10 protein-coding genes are annotated in these 15278 nt (G+C 60.7%); 4 read left to right on the top strand and 6 right to left on the bottom strand.

The genetic code is table 11. The features are described from left to right. Positions 1 to 15 precede the first annotated feature (15 nt). Positions 16 to 708: a glutathione S-transferase family protein gene (locus tag E4M07_RS12770; RefSeq protein ID WP_136658735.1), complete on the bottom strand. Its 693-nt coding sequence runs from the start codon at positions 706 to 708 to the stop codon at positions 16 to 18. A 220-nt stretch (positions 709 to 928) separates the two neighbouring features. Here E4M07_RS12770 and E4M07_RS12765 point away from each other — a divergent pair, with 220 nt between their 5' ends. Further along, entirely contained in the window at positions 929 to 1831 is a 903-nt protein-coding gene (locus E4M07_RS12765; protein ID WP_136658734.1) for a bifunctional 5,10-methylenetetrahydrofolate dehydrogenase/5,10-methenyltetrahydrofolate cyclohydrolase, read from the top strand. 48 nt (positions 1832 to 1879) lie between these two features. Further along, on the top strand, positions 1880 to 3757 hold the full coding sequence (locus E4M07_RS12760; protein ID WP_136658733.1) for an ABC-F family ATP-binding cassette domain-containing protein: 1878 nt from the start codon (positions 1880 to 1882) through the stop codon (positions 3755 to 3757). 238 nt (positions 3758 to 3995) lie between these two features. Here E4M07_RS12760 and E4M07_RS12755 read toward each other — a convergent pair whose 3' ends face one another. The 4 genes from E4M07_RS12755 to E4M07_RS12740 form a co-directional block, all read right to left on the bottom strand. Beyond that, the gene (locus E4M07_RS12755) at positions 3996 to 5333 is read right to left on the bottom strand and encodes an HlyD family type I secretion periplasmic adaptor subunit (protein ID WP_136658732.1); all 1338 of its coding nucleotides are present in this window, start codon (positions 5331 to 5333) and stop codon (positions 3996 to 3998) included. Between the two features lie 6 nt (positions 5334 to 5339). Beyond that, the gene (locus E4M07_RS12750) at positions 5340 to 7496 is read right to left on the bottom strand and encodes a type I secretion system permease/ATPase (protein WP_136658731.1); all 2157 of its coding nucleotides are present in this window, start codon (positions 7494 to 7496) and stop codon (positions 5340 to 5342) included. A gap of 14 nt (positions 7497 to 7510) precedes the next feature. Next, positions 7511 to 9463 (bottom strand): hypothetical protein, encoded by a 1953-nt coding sequence (locus E4M07_RS12745; protein WP_136658730.1) that lies wholly within the window; start codon positions 9461 to 9463, stop codon positions 7511 to 7513. A 138-nt stretch (positions 9464 to 9601) separates the two neighbouring features. Beyond that, the gene (locus tag E4M07_RS12740; protein WP_136658729.1) at positions 9602 to 10570 is read right to left on the bottom strand and encodes a hypothetical protein; all 969 of its coding nucleotides are present in this window, start codon (positions 10568 to 10570) and stop codon (positions 9602 to 9604) included. Positions 10571 to 11275: 705 nt separating this feature from the next. On the opposite strand from E4M07_RS12740, the gene E4M07_RS12735 reads away from it, so the two are divergent. Both E4M07_RS12735 and E4M07_RS12730 read left to right on the top strand, forming a co-directional pair. Next, the gene (locus E4M07_RS12735; RefSeq protein WP_136658728.1) at positions 11276 to 12013 is read left to right on the top strand and encodes a response regulator transcription factor; all 738 of its coding nucleotides are present in this window, start codon (positions 11276 to 11278) and stop codon (positions 12011 to 12013) included. Then, positions 12010 to 12561: a hypothetical protein gene (locus E4M07_RS12730; protein WP_169054202.1), complete on the top strand. Its 552-nt coding sequence runs from the start codon at positions 12010 to 12012 to the stop codon at positions 12559 to 12561. Before E4M07_RS12735 ends, E4M07_RS12730 begins: the two co-directional genes overlap by 4 nt. A gap of 34 nt (positions 12562 to 12595) precedes the next feature. On the opposite strand, the gene E4M07_RS12725 is transcribed toward E4M07_RS12730, so the two are convergent. Further along, positions 12596 to 15271, bottom strand: coding sequence for a DUF2339 domain-containing protein (locus tag E4M07_RS12725; RefSeq protein WP_136658727.1), 2676 nt, complete (start codon positions 15269 to 15271; stop codon positions 12596 to 12598). Positions 15272 to 15278: the final 7 nt, after the last annotated feature.

Raw genomic sequence — 15278 nt, 5'->3', positions numbered from 1 at the left:
GGCCCCGCCGAATGCTCAGGCGGCGGCCGCCACCGAACGGCCGGTTCCGCCATGCAGATCGAGGCAGCGCCCGAACCACTGGGCAACCGGATCGTCGGGTTCCAGCAACTGCTCGGCGGAGCAGACCCGTGCCCATTGAAAGGCGCCGAAGACGATGTAGTCGGCAAACAGCGGCCCCTCGCCGCCGATGAAGGGCTGCCGCCCGAGCATCAGCCGCAATGGTTCGAGCTTGGCCGCGAATTCCCTGACGCGTTCGGCGCCTGCCTCGACCACCTCCTCGAGGGACTTGCCGAAGCGGGCCTCGCGGCTCTGACGGAAATAGGCCTGGTCCTGCGGCTCCAGCATCGCGTGGATATCCAGGAGGAGCCGCCCGCCGATGGTCGTGTGGATCTGTGTCATGGTCCAGGCCTCGACGAAACGCGAGAGCGCGATGCCGCCCTCGCCCGCGAAGAGCGTCGGCCGGTCCGGATAGGCTTCTTCGAGGTAGAGCGCGATGTCGAAGGAATCGGATATCACCCTGTCGCCGTCACGCAGCACCGGCACTGTCTTGCCGAACCGGTTCTCAACCTCGGGCACGCCCGTAAAGGGAACCGGAGAACGCTCGAACTCAAGACCCTTGTGCGCCAGCGACATGACCGTCTTCCAGCAATGGGGACTGAAGGGCCGCGCCGCGTCCCGGCCGGTCAACTCGTAAAGCGTGATGGTCATCGATTGCTCCGCTCAAATTCCGGTTGGATGAATGTTGCGGCATTGTGCCCTTTTTGACCGGCGGTTCAATATGTTCCGTCACCGGCGCTACCCTGTCGCCGATTTCAATCGGACCCGGCGCGGGGCAGACGCATTGGCTCCAGCAGGCGCCGCAATTGGGGCTGTTATTGTTGCGCGCGACCGCACTATGATTGTGCCCGAAGTGAGGGAGGCCAAACCGATGCCCAATTCGTACAAGCTGCTCAACGGCAGGACGATTGCCGCCGATATCCGCAAGGAAGTCGCGTCCGATGTGGAGGCGCTGAAAAAAGAGGGCTGGCCGGTCAAGCTGGTGTCCATCTCGATCGGCGATGCCGAGGCGTCGGCGCTTTACGTCCGCAATCAACAGAAGGCCGCCGAAAAGACCGGTATCGCGTTCGAGGCGCGCCACTACCACGAGGATATCGGCCGCGACGAATTGCTCGGCATCATCCAGGGCCTCAATACCGATCCGCGCGTCAGCGGCATTATCATGCAGCGGCCGACGCCGGAACATCTGACGGCGCGGCGATTGCAGCGGACAATACATCCGCTCAAGGATGTCGAGGGCATGCACCCGTCCAATATCGGCGACATCGTCTACAACGATCTGAAAATGGGACCCTGCACGGCGGTTGCGGCGGTCGAGTTGCTGAAGTCGACGGGCGTCAATCTCGAAGGCCTCGAGGTCACCGTCATCGGCCACTCGGCCATCGTCGGCAAGCCGATCGCCTTCCTCCTGATGGCCCAGGGCGCCACGGTGACGGTCTGCCACCACGAGACACGCAACATCGCCATGCATTCGCGCTCAGCGGACGCGGTCTTTGTCGCCGTCGGCAAGCCGGGTCTGGTGACCGGCAACATGCTCAAGCCCGGAGCGGTGCTCATCGATATCGGCATCAACCAGATCGACACGGCCGATGGCCCAAAGGTGGTCGGCGATGCCGAATTCGAAAGTTGCGCAGAAGTAGCCGGCTGGATCACGCCCGTGCCCGGCGGCGTCGGACCGGTGACCGTCGCCACGCTGTTGAGGAACTCCGTGACGGCGGCGCGGCTGCAGCGCGATCACTACGCATCGGAATTCGCGACGCGCACCAGCGCCTAGACGCATTTTACGCTTGCCATCAGGCCGCCGCCGATCCAATAAGCGGGAATGCTGACCATCTCGGACCTTTCAGCCCGCATTGCCGGGCGCCTGCTGATCGACCATGCCTCCCTGACGCTGCCGGAAGGGACAAAGGCTGGCTTCGTCGGCCGCAACGGCGCCGGTAAATCGACACTGTTCCGCGTCATCAGCGGCGATCTTGCTGCCGAGACGGGCTCGGTCAGCCTGCCCAGGAACTGCCGCATCGGACAGGTCGCGCAGGAAGCACCGGGTACAGAGGAGCCGCTGATCGACATTGTGCTGCAGGCCGACACCGAGCGTGTCGCGCTGCTCCAGGAAGCCGATACGGCGACGGATCCGCACCGGATCGCCGAAATTCAGGCGCGGCTTACCGACATCGGCGCACACTCGGCCGAAGCGCGTGCCGCCAGCATCCTGTCGGGGCTTGGTTTCGATAACGAGGCGCAAAAGCGCCCGGCCTCGAGCTTCTCCGGCGGTTGGCGCATGCGTGTCGCCCTCGCCGCGGTTCTTTTCGCACAGCCCGATCTGCTGCTGCTCGACGAGCCGACGAACTATCTCGATCTCGAAGGCACGCTGTGGCTTGAAGACTATGTGCGCCGCTATCCGTACACGGTCATCATCATCAGCCACGACCGCGACCTGCTGAACCGGGCTGTCAACGCCATCGTGCATCTGGAACAAAAGAAGCTCGCATTCTACCGCGGACCGTTCGACCAGTTCGAGCGCCAGCGTGCGGCGGCACGCGAACTGCAGATGAAGGCGCGCGAAAAGCAGCAGGCAAGACGCAAGCACATGGAGGCCTTCGTCGAGCGCTTCCGATACAAGGCCTCGAAGGCGCGCCAGGCCCAATCGCGGCTCAAGGCGATCGAGCGCCTCGGCGACATCTCAGCGGTCGTCGCGGAGCACCAGCAGGGCTTTGCCTTTCCCAAGCCGAAAAAACAGCCTGCCTCGCCCATTGTCGTGCTGGAGCGGGCATCCGTCGGCTATCGGCCGGGAAACCCGGTACTCGGCAAGCTCGACCTGCGCATCGACAACGACGACCGGATCGCCCTGCTCGGCGCCAACGGCAACGGCAAGTCGACCTTCGCCAAGCTGATATCGGGAAAGCTGCGGCCCGACGGCGGCACCTTGTCCAGTGCGCCGAACCTGAAGATCGGCTATTTCGCGCAGCACCAGATCGACGATCTCAAACCGTCGGCGAGCGCCTATCAGCACGTACGCGAGCTGTTGCCCGACGCGCCGGAGGCCGAAGTCCGGTCCCGGGTGGCGCAGATGGGACTGTCGACGGAGAAAATGGACACCCCTGCCCGCGACCTGTCGGGCGGCGAGAAAGCGCGGCTCATGATGGGCCTTGCGACCTTCGACGGGCCGCATTTGATGATCCTGGACGAACCGACCAACCATCTCGATATCGACAGCCGGTCGGCGCTGATCGACGCGCTCAACGGCTTCGAGGGCGCCGTCATCCTGATTTCGCACGACCAGCACCTCATCGAAGCGACGGCTGACCGGCTGTGGCTGGTAAAGGACGGGACCGTTTCGAGCTATGACGGCGACCTGGACGACTACCGCACCCTTGTCGTCACCGGCGCACGCAGTCAGGGGCGTCAAAGGGAAACGCCCGGCGGCACATCGAAGGCCGACCAGCGCCGCGCCGCCGCGGACCGCCGCATGGCGCTTGCACCGCTGAAGAAAAAGATCAATGAAATCGAATCCTTGACGGCGCAGCTTGAAGAACTGATTCAGCGACTGGATGCCGAGCTGGCGGATCCTTCGATCTACGAAAAATCCCCGGAAAAGGCGGCGCAGAAGGCCAAGGAGCGCAGCGATGCACAATTGCAACTCGCCGAAGCCGAGGAGCAGTGGCTTTTACTTTCCGCAGAATATGAAAATGCTTCACAATAGATGCCGAATAAGCGTTATATTTCAGTCTACTGACGATAAGTTGATTTGATTATTACAGATTTGGGTTGCATACTGGCCACGCGGGTACCGTAGAGAAGAAGCATTTCTGACACTCTAATCAGTGGAAGTCCCAGACCGCTGAATACAATATGGATCAGGCGAACCGTCATCGCGGTTCGCCTGATCCATTTTTACGCCAGTAAATCGGACCGTCCGACCAAGTAAAAAACGACGTTGCTCACTGCTCGCGAAAGGCGCGGGCCATGCTGTCTATGACCGGCTGGCTGATATAGTCGAAAAACGTCCTTTCGGCTGTTTGGATCATGATCTCGGCAGGCATGCCCGGTGTCGGCGAAAATCCGGGCACACGCAGGATTTCGCTGGCGTCGAGACTGACCCGCGCCACGTAGACTTCCTGCGGAACCTGACCGCTCTTGTCCGGTACAGAATCCGCCGACAGGTAGTCGACATTGCCGCTGAGCACCGGCGTGATCCTCTGGTTGAGGGCCGTGAGCCGCACGACGGCAGGCTGGCCGATCCGCACGCTGTCGATGTCGGTACGCGACACATGGGCTTCTATAATCAGCGGCACGTCGGTTGGAATGATCTCCGCAATGCTCTTGCCGCTTTCGACGACGCCGCCCGGCGTGTGGTAGTGCATCTTGACGACCGTCCCGGAGACCGGGGCCTTGATCAATGTCCGCCGCAGGATGTTTTCCGCGTTCCGGGACTGCTCCCTGACCGAATCGAGCTCTGCCTCGATTGCCTGCAGTTCGTCGACCGCCGCCTCCCGGTAGCCGGCCCTGACCTGGTCAATCTGCTGCCTGAACTTCTCAACCTGCGACTGGGTCTCCTTGACTTCCGCCTGAAGTCGGCCGATCTGACCGTTTGCGTCGGCGATCGCGCGACGAATGGCGTTGACCTCGACCTTGCGTATATATCCTTTCTCGAGGAGCACGAGTTTGCCCTCCAGCTCGCCCTCCAGGAGCTCGGCTTGCTGGATCATCGATTCACGCTGCAGGTCGTACCCTTCGGCGCGGAATTCGAGCGAACGAATATTGCTTTTCAAGAGCCGAAGGTCGCTCTCCAGCTTGTTGCGCGACGACTGGAAGCTGATTGACTGGCTTTCGATGATCGAGGCGATTTCCTCGTTCTCCACCTGTTGGTGGAGCAATTCCGGAAAGACCAGTTCGTCGCGTTCGTTGTATTGCGCGAGAAGCCGGGCATTGATCGCCTCAAGGCGCGCCCGGCGCAGAAACAACTGACGCTCGTTTGCCAGAGCCGCGGTCTCGTCCAGCCGCACGATCGTCTGGCCCTCCTCGACATTGTCGCCCTCGCGGACCATGATTTCCTGGATCACGCCGCCTTCCAGATGCTGGACGATCTTGTTCTGGCCCGTCGCCACGAAGCTGCCCTGCGATATGACCGCGGCCGCAAGCGGTGCCGTAAACGCCCACAACCCGAAACCTCCGAACGCCGCGACGAGGACAATCAGCCCGATAACGGTTTGCTTGCTGATCGAGCGCGGCACTTCGGAATACCATTCGATGTGGTAGGTGTCCGATTTCGAAGTCATGAAGGATCACTCCTCATTTCCGGCATGACCCAGCCGACCCTCGTTCTGGCGTCTGGAGAGTTCATGCAAGACCATGTTCCTTTCGCCGAACAGGGAGACCGTTCCGTTCGTGAGCAACAGGATCTTGTCGACGAACTGAAGGAGCGCCGGCTTCTGTGTGATCACCACCACGGTAATGCCCTGGTTCCTGGCGTATTCGAGCGAATTGGCGAGCGCCTTGTCCCCAAGCGCGTCAAGATTGGAGTTGGGCTCGTCCAGCACGACAATTCTGGGATTGCCGAAAAACGCGCGGGCCAGCGCTATGCGCTGCTTCTGACCGCCCGACAAGGGCGAACCGTCCGCCGCGACCGTTGTCTCGTACCCCTGCGGCAGCGAAGAAATCATCTCGTGAACATCGGCCAGCGACGCTGCGTCGAAAATCTGCCGGTCGGTCGCGTCGTGGCGCATGCGGCCGATATTGTCCTTGATCGTGCCGGGGAACAGCTGAACGTCCTGGGGCAGATAGCCGATGTTTTCGCCGAACTGCCTCTGATCCCAGTTGCGCAAGTCCATAAGGTCAAGACGCACGCAGCCCGAAGTCGGCAAGATGGAACCGACCAGCATCTTGCCAAGCGTTGTCTTGCCGGCGCCTGAATCGCCGATGACAGCAAGTGAATCTCCGGGAGACAGGGAAAACTGAATCGCGTTCAACACAACACGCTTTGTGCCCTGCGGCACATAGAGCAGCCGCTCGACGTCCAGCCGCCCCTGCGGCTGCGGCAGTTTCAACCGCTCGAAATTGAGCGGCGAGCTTTTCAGCAGTCCCGCTATTCGCCCGAAGGACGCACGCGAAAGGAGGTACTGGTTCCAGCCTTCGATCGCGCCTTCGATCGGTGCAAGCGCCCGTCCGGCGATGATGGATGCGGCTATGACCATGCCGCCGGTGATTTCGCCGTTTATCGCCAGGAAGGCACCCCAACCGAGCATTCCAACCTGGGTCAGCAGTCGGATACCCCTGGACACGGTCGCGGCGACGATGTTGCGATCCTGCGCCCGCACCTGCGCGCGCAGCGATGCCGCGGTGTCCTTGCCCCAGATGCTTACCGCCTCCGGGATCATGGCCAGCGCATTTATGATCTGCGAGTTGCGCGCCATCGAATCCAGGTGGAGATTGGCCTTGCTCAGATGCGTGTTCGCCTCGCCGAACGGTGTCGACGTAATGCGCTGATTGATGAGGGCGACGACTAGAAGAGCCAGCGCCGTCGCGATGACGATCATGCCGAGGTTGGGATGGATCAGGAAAATCGCCAGAACGAACAGGGGCGCAAACGGCGTATCGAGGAATGACAGCAGCGTCCCGGAAACGAGAAACGTACGCAATTGCTGCAGGTCACCGAGGATCTGATATTCACGGCCGTTGCCGTTCAGGGAAGCGCGGGCAGCCGCGCTCAAAATCGGCGAACCCAGTTGCGCCGCGACTTCCACCGCCGTCCGCATGAGAATGAACCGGCGGATTGCGTCAAAGAAGACCTGCAACAGCACGGCGCCGACGATGACGGCCGTCAGCATGATGAGCGTGTCCACAGAACGGCTCGTCAGCACCCGGTCGGAAATCTGAAACAGATAGATCGGGATCGCCAGAACAAGCGCATTCGCGGCTGTGCTGAAAACCAGGACAATCGCAAGATTCCTGCGAACGGCATTGAGCCCGGCCTTGAGGCTCTTTGAAAAATCAACGGGACCCAGACGTTTGTGAAAGTGGCCGCCGCCGCCACCGCCGCCGCCCGATCCACCTGCGTTGCCGTATCCGTTTCCACCGGTCTGGGTGTCCTTGTCCAGCGGCCTGACCGGACCCGTGTCGCCCTCGATCGTCTTTCCGCCGGGGAGGCGCGGCTGCTGCTTGAACTTGGAGTCCGGCGCCTCGCTCCTGGCTTCAACATTCTCCTTCGGCGGTTCGTCCGTCGTTTGAGCCGCTAGCTCTTCACCGAGTTCGGAGACGGCTGCTTCCAGTGCCGCCTCGACTTTTTCGCTGCAATCCTTGTCGGCCTGGTCCTTCAGATCATCCACCGCGTTGTCGATCTTCCGAAGAGGATCCGGGGAATGTCGGTGCGCCACGTCGGGATCGTCGTCCTGCGGCTGTACGCTGTCCGCTTCCTGATGGTTCATGCGGTCGGAATAATTCATGCTTCATCCCCTACTCAGGCAAGCATTGTCTGCATGACGTCGGCATCGGCGGAATCCTCCCGCTCGTCGGCGGTAGCGTTTTCGTCCTGCCGCTCTTCCGGATCCAGCATGCCCTCGGCGAGGAAAACGACGGCCTCGTTGGCGATGGCGTCGGGATCGCCCTCAAGCGTTATCGGCTCGTCAGAAACGAATTCCGCCTGATGAAGATAGGCGTCGTCGTAAAGCTCTCCGCCGTAATAGACGACGCCATCGATGTCGGCATCCGTGATCGACGCGATGTTCAGCACATCGTTTTCGCCGGTTTCCAGTTCCCAATGGGTATCCGCATCCTCGGCAAGATCGGTGGCAAGCACAGCAATCTGGTCCGAGTCGCCGAGGACATTTTTTTGCAGGATGTAGTTGAGTTCCAGGATGCTGCCGTCGACGTAAAGGACGCTCAGGGCGCTGTCGCCCTCAAACGGATCATCGGCAAGGACACCGTCCGTCACCGTGTCGTCGCCACTCGCCAGGTTGGCTGCGGTCTGCGCATAGGCATCCGGCATCGCCTCGTATGTCTTGTGGCCTATCGAGTGGATGCTCGCCTGGTTCCAGATCAGGTTGTCGCTTGTCGACACCGTATCCTCGGACGTCGTCTCGAATTCTCCGATTGTCGTCAGGTAATCGCTGTCGAGCATGACGATCGTCTGGTCTATGATGTTTGCGGAATAGATATCGCCGCCGACCACGATCAGATCGTAGTAAAATCCCAACTCCTGAAGCGACATCGTGTTGAGAACCGCGTTGCCGCCCGTCATCAGGAATGTTTCGGTGCCCGAGGATGTCAGGACCGATGTATCGCTGTCGGATACAAGCGTGATCTGTTCCAGCCAGTTCAACATGACCAGGTTGCCGTCGATGCGGGTGACGGCCCAGTTCTCGGGGAAACCGGACGACGATTCCTCGCTCTCGGTGGTTTCGGTGCTGAACGCGGCGATATTGAAGGCGAGCGTGGTGAGATCCTTGCCCGCGGGCGGAGAGCCAAACCCGTCGGCGACCTGGTCCAGGTCCTGCCACACGAGGACCTGGCTTATCACGTCCAGTGAGACGACGTCGCCCATGGCCGCATAGACGGGCGCGACCAGCCAGCTCGAACCGATGGCGGCCTCGTTGACCAGCAGATTGCCGCCTGTAACGGCATCCATGTGCGACGTCATTTCGAATTCACCGGGGCCGGCGACGAAGGTCGTGCCTTCGGTTTCTTCCTCTTCCACTTCTTCCGGCTGAGGCAGGTAGTCGGTGATGTCCGGCATCTCGTCAACGGCCTCACCGTTGACATGAATTCCCTGGACACCGGAACCGGTCGCGACGAAAGCGCCGTCGCCGGCAGCGATCAGATTGTCGATGACCCCGTCGATCACCTCGGCGATTGCCTCCTCCGACCCCGGAATGGCGTGGGAGCCGACCAGATCGTATTCGCCGGCCTTTTCAACAAGCCAGTCCAGTTGCGCGTCAAAGATGCCCGTTGACATCGTCTCGACGTGGATATCCGTCATCGTGATGAAATCATTGTCGACCAGAAAAGCATGTTGCTTCGCCACAACCGCTACGGAACCGGGCGGCGTTAGTTCGATTTCCAGCCGTCCGTGTCCCGCCGAAAACGTATATTTCGGTGGAATCCAGAAATGGGGATCGTGTGAAAATCTGACCGGAATCAGCGGCAGGTCCGGAAGATACAATCCGTCATACAGCCGCGGAACATCGACGGTTTCCAGGTAGTGGGACCCCGGCTTGTAGCTCACATGGGGGTCAAAATCCTTGTGAACGTGGTTTTCCTTGAACCGGTGCCCCGAAGAAGGAAGGTCCTCCTCGTGCTCCAGATTGTTCTTTGTCGCAACGAACGAGTCGTAATCGATACGCGCCCGCTGCTGCTCTACTGTTATGTTAAATACACCGATAAAGTGCGCGATGATCTCTGTGACTTGATCCATTGGTCCGCACGCGCCTCCCGACTGAACCGAATTGCCGCGTTTGATGTTTCAAGATCGTTCGAACTGCCTGTCGCGCGCCTGCTTTTGGGAAGTGAGGAGCCGGGCGAAACCCGCCCGGCTCCTTGGTCCTGGGAGTAATTAGGCCGTACCGTCGGCGTCTTCGCCGGTCATGGTCTGGGTGTAATCACCGCCAACCACCGTCATGTCGACCGTGTTGCCAAGAACATTGGCACCCTGGACGAGGGTCTGGTTGAATGCCTCGGCATTGATGATGCCGTCTGCCGTTGCACTTGAGATCCCTTCGACGAAACCGTCATCCTTGTTGTTGGATCCCCACGTACCACCTGCGCCACCGTCACCACCGGCGCCTTCTTCGTTCTTGTGGTACGGCTTTCTGTAGTAGTAGTACGGGTGGCCACCGCCATCGCCGCCATTACCGCCGGCGTCGATACCGTCGTCCGAGGACGCCTTGCCGCCCTTGGCATTGCCGGTAATCTTGAAGCCACCGCTGCCCATGTTGGTGACATCGGGATCTTTGATGTAGTCGTTGTCCTCAAGCGAGTTGCTCTGGCTGAACACGATTCCCGTGTCGTTGCCTTTGCCGTCCAGGGACTTGTTGAGGATGTCTTCAAACGACACATCGTTGCCCGGGTTGTAGTCGATGTCGCCCTTCTGGCTTACGAGGAGGTTCTCGACCTTGACACCCTTGGAAAGATCGATGTCGACGCCATCATTGTCTTTTTCCGGAAGCACGCCGTCCATGTTCACGTTGGCAGTCGCCGTGGCCGTGCTCTCGGACTTGTTGATGTTTACATTCTTGTTGTAGTTGCTGTTGTCGTTGTCGTTCTTGTTGACGCTCTTCTGAACCTGAGCCTGGAACTGGCCCTGACCCTGAAGTTGCGCCTGACCTTTCAGCTTGGCGTGGATGTCGATGTCAATGTCCTTGTCGTGGTCCTTGCCATCGCCGTGGCCGCCGTGGCCGCCGCCATAGTCCTTGCCGTCCTTGTCATCGCCCTTTTTCCTGCCGCCCTTATGGCCGCCGGAATCCTTGTCGCGATAATCGTGGTTGTCATTCCAGTCGTATGCTGTGTTTCTCTTTCCAGACATGAGTTTGTCCTCACATGAATGAAGGACAGCCTCACCGCCATTCTTCTACAAAGCGGTACTCGGCTGCTTGCGTTGAAATCCGGAAGGCCGGTCGCGTAATGCGTCCCGGTCTTCCCGTTCGAACTGCTCCTTTTTGCTTCGTTGCACACAACCGCCGGGTGCAGGACAGCGCAGACAGGCCCGCTCCGACAAATGGCGACACGTCGCCAGTCGTCGTTCGTGACACTGTTCTTGACTTAGAATTCCCGCCCGTTGCGGCAATTTATATTCTTAGAAGAAATGAGCGGGCTGATAAGCTGATAATTGCTACTAGCTCAGAACTACTGTCAAAATACTCGAAAGCAATCAAAAATTTCTTTTATTTCAATATTTAGACGAATCTGAAATGAATTCGTATTGTTATCTTTTGGCATCAATCCAAGAAATTAGTCAGTTTTACCTGATCGAATTATGTATTCCGGGCCGAATTTCGGCGCCCGGGCACCGGCCCGGCGAAATGCAACCCGAAACAACACGTAAAATAAACAAGCCAAACAGTATGTTACCGTTTTCCAGCCGAGTAAAGGCAGATATATCGAATGATCTATATACGCCTGTGGAAAATGTGGATAACATTCAATAATTGCAGCGAGGCGGTGATGCTTTGCCGAGCAAAACGCCTCCGATACAGCCTATCCGGTCTGGGACCTCCTCACGGGGGTAGCGATGGGTACAGCAGTTCAGGAATACTTGCGTGCCGTGATCTATATCGGCCCGCAACAGAAATTTGCCCAGTGTTTGGCAAAAGCGCTGGTGGAAGAACTGGAAGAACTGGATGTCGTCAAGAAAAACGACTTCCAGGACGTGTTTCACAGCATTGAAGACTTGAAACATCGGGCTGTTCTGCTTGTTGTTGACGAAACGCTGTGCGAGCACGTGGCAGACGCCTTTGGCAGGCTGCGCCGGGTGTTTCCGACGCAGGTCATTTGCATGGCGTTCAACCAGTACGAGACGCTTCCGGACAGCGCGCGCAAACTGGCCCTTGACGGCACAGTGCGCAGTTTCCTGCCAATGAACCTGCGCCTCGACATCTGGTTGTCCGCGGTCCAGCTGATGATCAATGGCGGCGATTACATGCCGCCGGAATTCCTGAAGGCCAGCGGCAAGCAAAAACAGGTCAACGGACATTCCGGCGATCACGTCAATGGCGGCGGTCACCGGCATAGCGGCAATCCCGGCACCGGAGCGAAGCTGACGGCCAGGGAAATCGACGTGCTCGCGCTCGTTGCACGGGGCTGCCAGAACAAGATCGTCGCAGCGGAACTGAACCTGTCGCAGCACACGGTGAAGCTGCACATGCACAACATCATCGCGAAACTGGGTGTTAGCAACAGGACCGAGGCAGCGGCGATCTATTTCGAAGAATTCGCCGACGGTGCCGGCAGCGGGCAGCCGGCCCGATGAAACCCGACCGCCCACCAGAGCCGTGCAATCCCGGCGCGACGGCCGAAGCCCGAGCGGCTGCGCCAACGCCGCAATTCCACGAGATTCTCCTGCTCGTCGGGCAGATGAACTATTCGTGGACCAACACAGAAACCCTGCTCATTCACTTCATCGCGGGACTGGCCGGTGTCGACAAGGAAACGGCCATCGTCATATTCCTGACGCTGAACACGACAAGGGCGCGACTCGACCTCGTCGACCGGCTTGCCAAGATGGGACGGGTCAAGGCCTCGGCGAAAGATGAAATACTTGAGCTGACCGGCGCCATGCACAAGGTGCTCAAGCACAAGAACCGCTACAATCACTGCCTGTATTCCTTCGATGACCAGGGAAGGAACGCGAAGACGATCCTGATGCGCATCGCAGAAACCAAGAGCGACATCAAATTCGGCAAGACCCAGGATCTCGACGCGGCGGAAGTACGAAAGATCCGGAATTCCATTCGCACGATCGAGAAGATCAACCACGATGCGTGGCGACTGATCCTGAAGCAAGGCTATCCCGTCTGATCGCCCTGACGGCGCGTTGCCTTTCCCAAAAAACCTATGCCTGCCTGCGCAGCAGCCTTTGGTAGACGAGGCCGACGGCGACCAGCACGGCGCCGAGACCGATAAACGACAGAGCCCGCAGAAAACCCGTCAGGCTGGACATATCGACAACAAACACCTTGGCCACCACGGCCACGATGATGAGGCCCGACAACAGCCGCAGCATCCTGACACCGCTTGCCATCCCGGCGGCGAGGATTGCGATGCCGATGGCCAGCCACGCTGCCGAATAGGTGTAGAGTTCGGGGTCCCCGGTCGGCCCGACATTCAGAGCCACCGGATGGAACCAATGGCGGATGGAAAGGCTGACCCAGGCAAAGAACAGCACACCGCTCAGCGCGTATGCGGCCCTCGAATAGGCGGGCCGCTGCGCAGAACTGCGATAGCCGAGCGCTCCGTAAAGCAGACCGGTCAGCAGATAGCTGAACGTAAGTTTGTTGAATATCGCCGCGGACCCGATGGCTTCGCCGGTCAGCAGCGGATTGAAGACGACCAGCAGGCCCAGCACCGCGACGACCATTCCGGCATAGCCGAGTACATCGGCTGCAGTGCGCAGCGTCGCACTTGTCTCAGTCAGCTTCAACTGCAGGAGACCGAGCGCCACTCCCCCGCCGACGAGCGCCAGCATTGCCGCCTCGGGCAGTGTTTCGATGGGCGTGAACACCGAATCCGGGTCGAGTGCGTGCAGGCCGATGAGCGCGACTGCCGCCGTTGCCACCGCGACGGCAACGGCTTCCATGGCCTCCAGCCAGCGGTCACGGCCATGGCGGCCGAGCAACCAGGCGGCGGCCGCGAAGCCGGCCGCCGGTACGCCATATCCGTAGAGCAGCCAGTTGAAGACCGGCATATCGCCGAGGTCAGCGCCAACGACCGCCGGGTCCCAGGCGATGCGCGCGGCCCACAGGACCGCCGGGACAAGCGTCAGCGGCCGCAGCGCCGCAAGGGGGCGCCGGCTGTAGACATAGGCCGTTGCCGGCGACATCAGCGCAAGCGCGACCGTGAGCACGCCCTGCTCAAGGAGCATGCAGAGGCACAGCGTCAGGGCCGACAGCGCCGCGATCAGGTAGTTGGCCGTCACGCCTGTCTGGCCGTCATCCCGGTCCGAAAGCCGGCGATCGGCGAACAGGGCTGCAAAATAGAAAGCGACACTCAAAATCAGGGCAAGGGAACCGAAGCGCACCGAGACATCGAGGAAGTCCGTGCGGGCGTAGCAGACCGCCAGGACGAGGACCGGAACGAAGGCACCGCCAAAGGCGAGCGGAACACGTGCGGCGGAGCGCATGGCGCCAAGGAAGCCCGTCGCGGCAGCCAGCAATGCAACCGCAAAGCCGAGGAGGCCGAAGAGCGACAACGCCTTCTGCTGATAGCCGGGCAGGATGTTAGGATCGACCGGATCGAGCGCATCGAAGCCGTTGGCCAGGGGCGCCCAGCTCTCGCTCGACAGATCCCAACCCGCATAGCCGACCACGACCATGATGCCGGCAACCGGCACGATGAACCGGACGGCGGAATAGTAGAAGGCGGAAACGAAGGGAACGAAGACCAGCAACAGCAGCCCGACGACGGTGGCGGCGTCCGTTTCGGCCAACACGAACCCCAGCGCCAGCAGGAGCGCGGCGGACAGCATCAAGACGGCGACCCGGTCGTTGGCCGTCCGTTCGGACACCGACCGTTCATAGAGGCTGTAGACGAACACGTAGAAGATGGCCGCCCAGGCAGCGAGAACGTAAATCCCGACGATCGGCCGTTCCCCGGCCGATGCGAGGACGAACAGCACGGCTCCGAAAAACACCAGGCCGAGCGCCGCTATCACCGCCAGCCAGCGCCACAGACGCAGGCGCCCGACGCCGAATGCCGCGACCGAGACGGCAAAGGCATAAAGGCCGAGGCCCGCCGTGTTCGGCTCCTGCGAGCTGACGAGGAACGGGACGAGATAGCTGCCGATGATGCCGAGGGCGGCGAGCAACGGGCCGTGCAGCAGTGCGGCAACCATCGTGGCCACCGCAACAAGACCGAGCGCAACAAAGGCCGTCGCGGAGGCAAGGAATCCGTAAAGCTGGTAGGCCGCGTAGATAGACGCGAAGGCACCCAGCGTTCCCGCCGCCGTCAGGATCGCGGGAATATTGGCACTCTCAAATCCGCCGACGGAAAAAGCAGCGCCGCGCCGGCGCGTCCACTCGCCAATGGCGCACAAGGCCGCCGAGAACAGCAATCCGGCGATTATCCGGGCACCCGGTCCGAGAAGGCCCTGCTCGATGGTATATCGCACCAGAAACACGGCCCCGAGCGCCAGTGCGAGACCACCAACCCAGACCGCCCACTTGGCGCCGACCGTTTCCTCCAATCCGCCACCGGCCCTGCCCGGGGCTGCAGCGGGCGGCTGTTGCTGCTCGCCCCCCTCTCCGGCGTCGTCGGGCGCGGGCGTCGCTGACGGTTCCGTTGCGCCGGCTTCCGCCTCGGACTCTAGAGGTTCCGGTCTTTCGGACGGGCGCTTGACGGACGGCACCGATGTCGCAGCGGAAATTTCCGGCACCGGCCCCGCAAGCCGGGCACGCAGCTCGTCGACCTCGCGCCGCAGCGACCGCACCTTGAAAAACGCGATGGTTCCCAGAATAGGTCCGACGATCAGCAGCGCCGCCAGCAGCAGGGCCGGCACCAACAGGTCAAACATGGAACCG

Source organism: Nitratireductor sp. XY-223, assembly GCF_004959855.1.
Classification (GTDB): Bacteria; Pseudomonadota; Alphaproteobacteria; order Rhizobiales; family Rhizobiaceae; genus Hoeflea_A.
The sequence above is the reverse complement of the archived record's forward strand: the minus strand, read 5'-3'. Positions and strand labels throughout refer to the sequence as shown.

What these genes read in the sequence shown, in the direction of transcription:
- E4M07_RS12755 (WP_136658732.1), bottom strand. Translation starts at nt 5,333, where the DNA reads ATGACTTCGAAATCGGACACCTACCACATCGAATGGTATTCCGAAGTG.
- E4M07_RS12740 (WP_136658729.1), bottom strand. Translation starts at nt 10,570, where the DNA reads ATGTCTGGAAAGAGAAACACAGCATACGACTGGAATGACAACCACGAT.
- E4M07_RS12750 (WP_136658731.1), bottom strand. Translation starts at nt 7,496, where the DNA reads ATGAATTATTCCGACCGCATGAACCATCAGGAAGCGGACAGCGTACAG.
- E4M07_RS12735 (WP_136658728.1), top strand. Translation starts at nt 11,276, where the DNA reads ATGGGTACAGCAGTTCAGGAATACTTGCGTGCCGTGATCTATATCGGC.
- E4M07_RS12765 (WP_136658734.1), top strand. Translation starts at nt 929, where the DNA reads ATGCCCAATTCGTACAAGCTGCTCAACGGCAGGACGATTGCCGCCGAT.
- E4M07_RS12745 (WP_136658730.1), bottom strand. Translation starts at nt 9,463, where the DNA reads ATGGATCAAGTCACAGAGATCATCGCGCACTTTATCGGTGTATTTAAC.
- E4M07_RS12725 (WP_136658727.1), bottom strand. Translation starts at nt 15,271, where the DNA reads ATGTTTGACCTGTTGGTGCCGGCCCTGCTGCTGGCGGCGCTGCTGATC.
- E4M07_RS12770 (WP_136658735.1), bottom strand. Translation starts at nt 708, where the DNA reads ATGACCATCACGCTTTACGAGTTGACCGGCCGGGACGCGGCGCGGCCC.
- E4M07_RS12760 (WP_136658733.1), top strand. Translation starts at nt 1,880, where the DNA reads ATGCTGACCATCTCGGACCTTTCAGCCCGCATTGCCGGGCGCCTGCTG.
- E4M07_RS12730 (WP_169054202.1), top strand. Translation starts at nt 12,010, where the DNA reads ATGAAACCCGACCGCCCACCAGAGCCGTGCAATCCCGGCGCGACGGCC.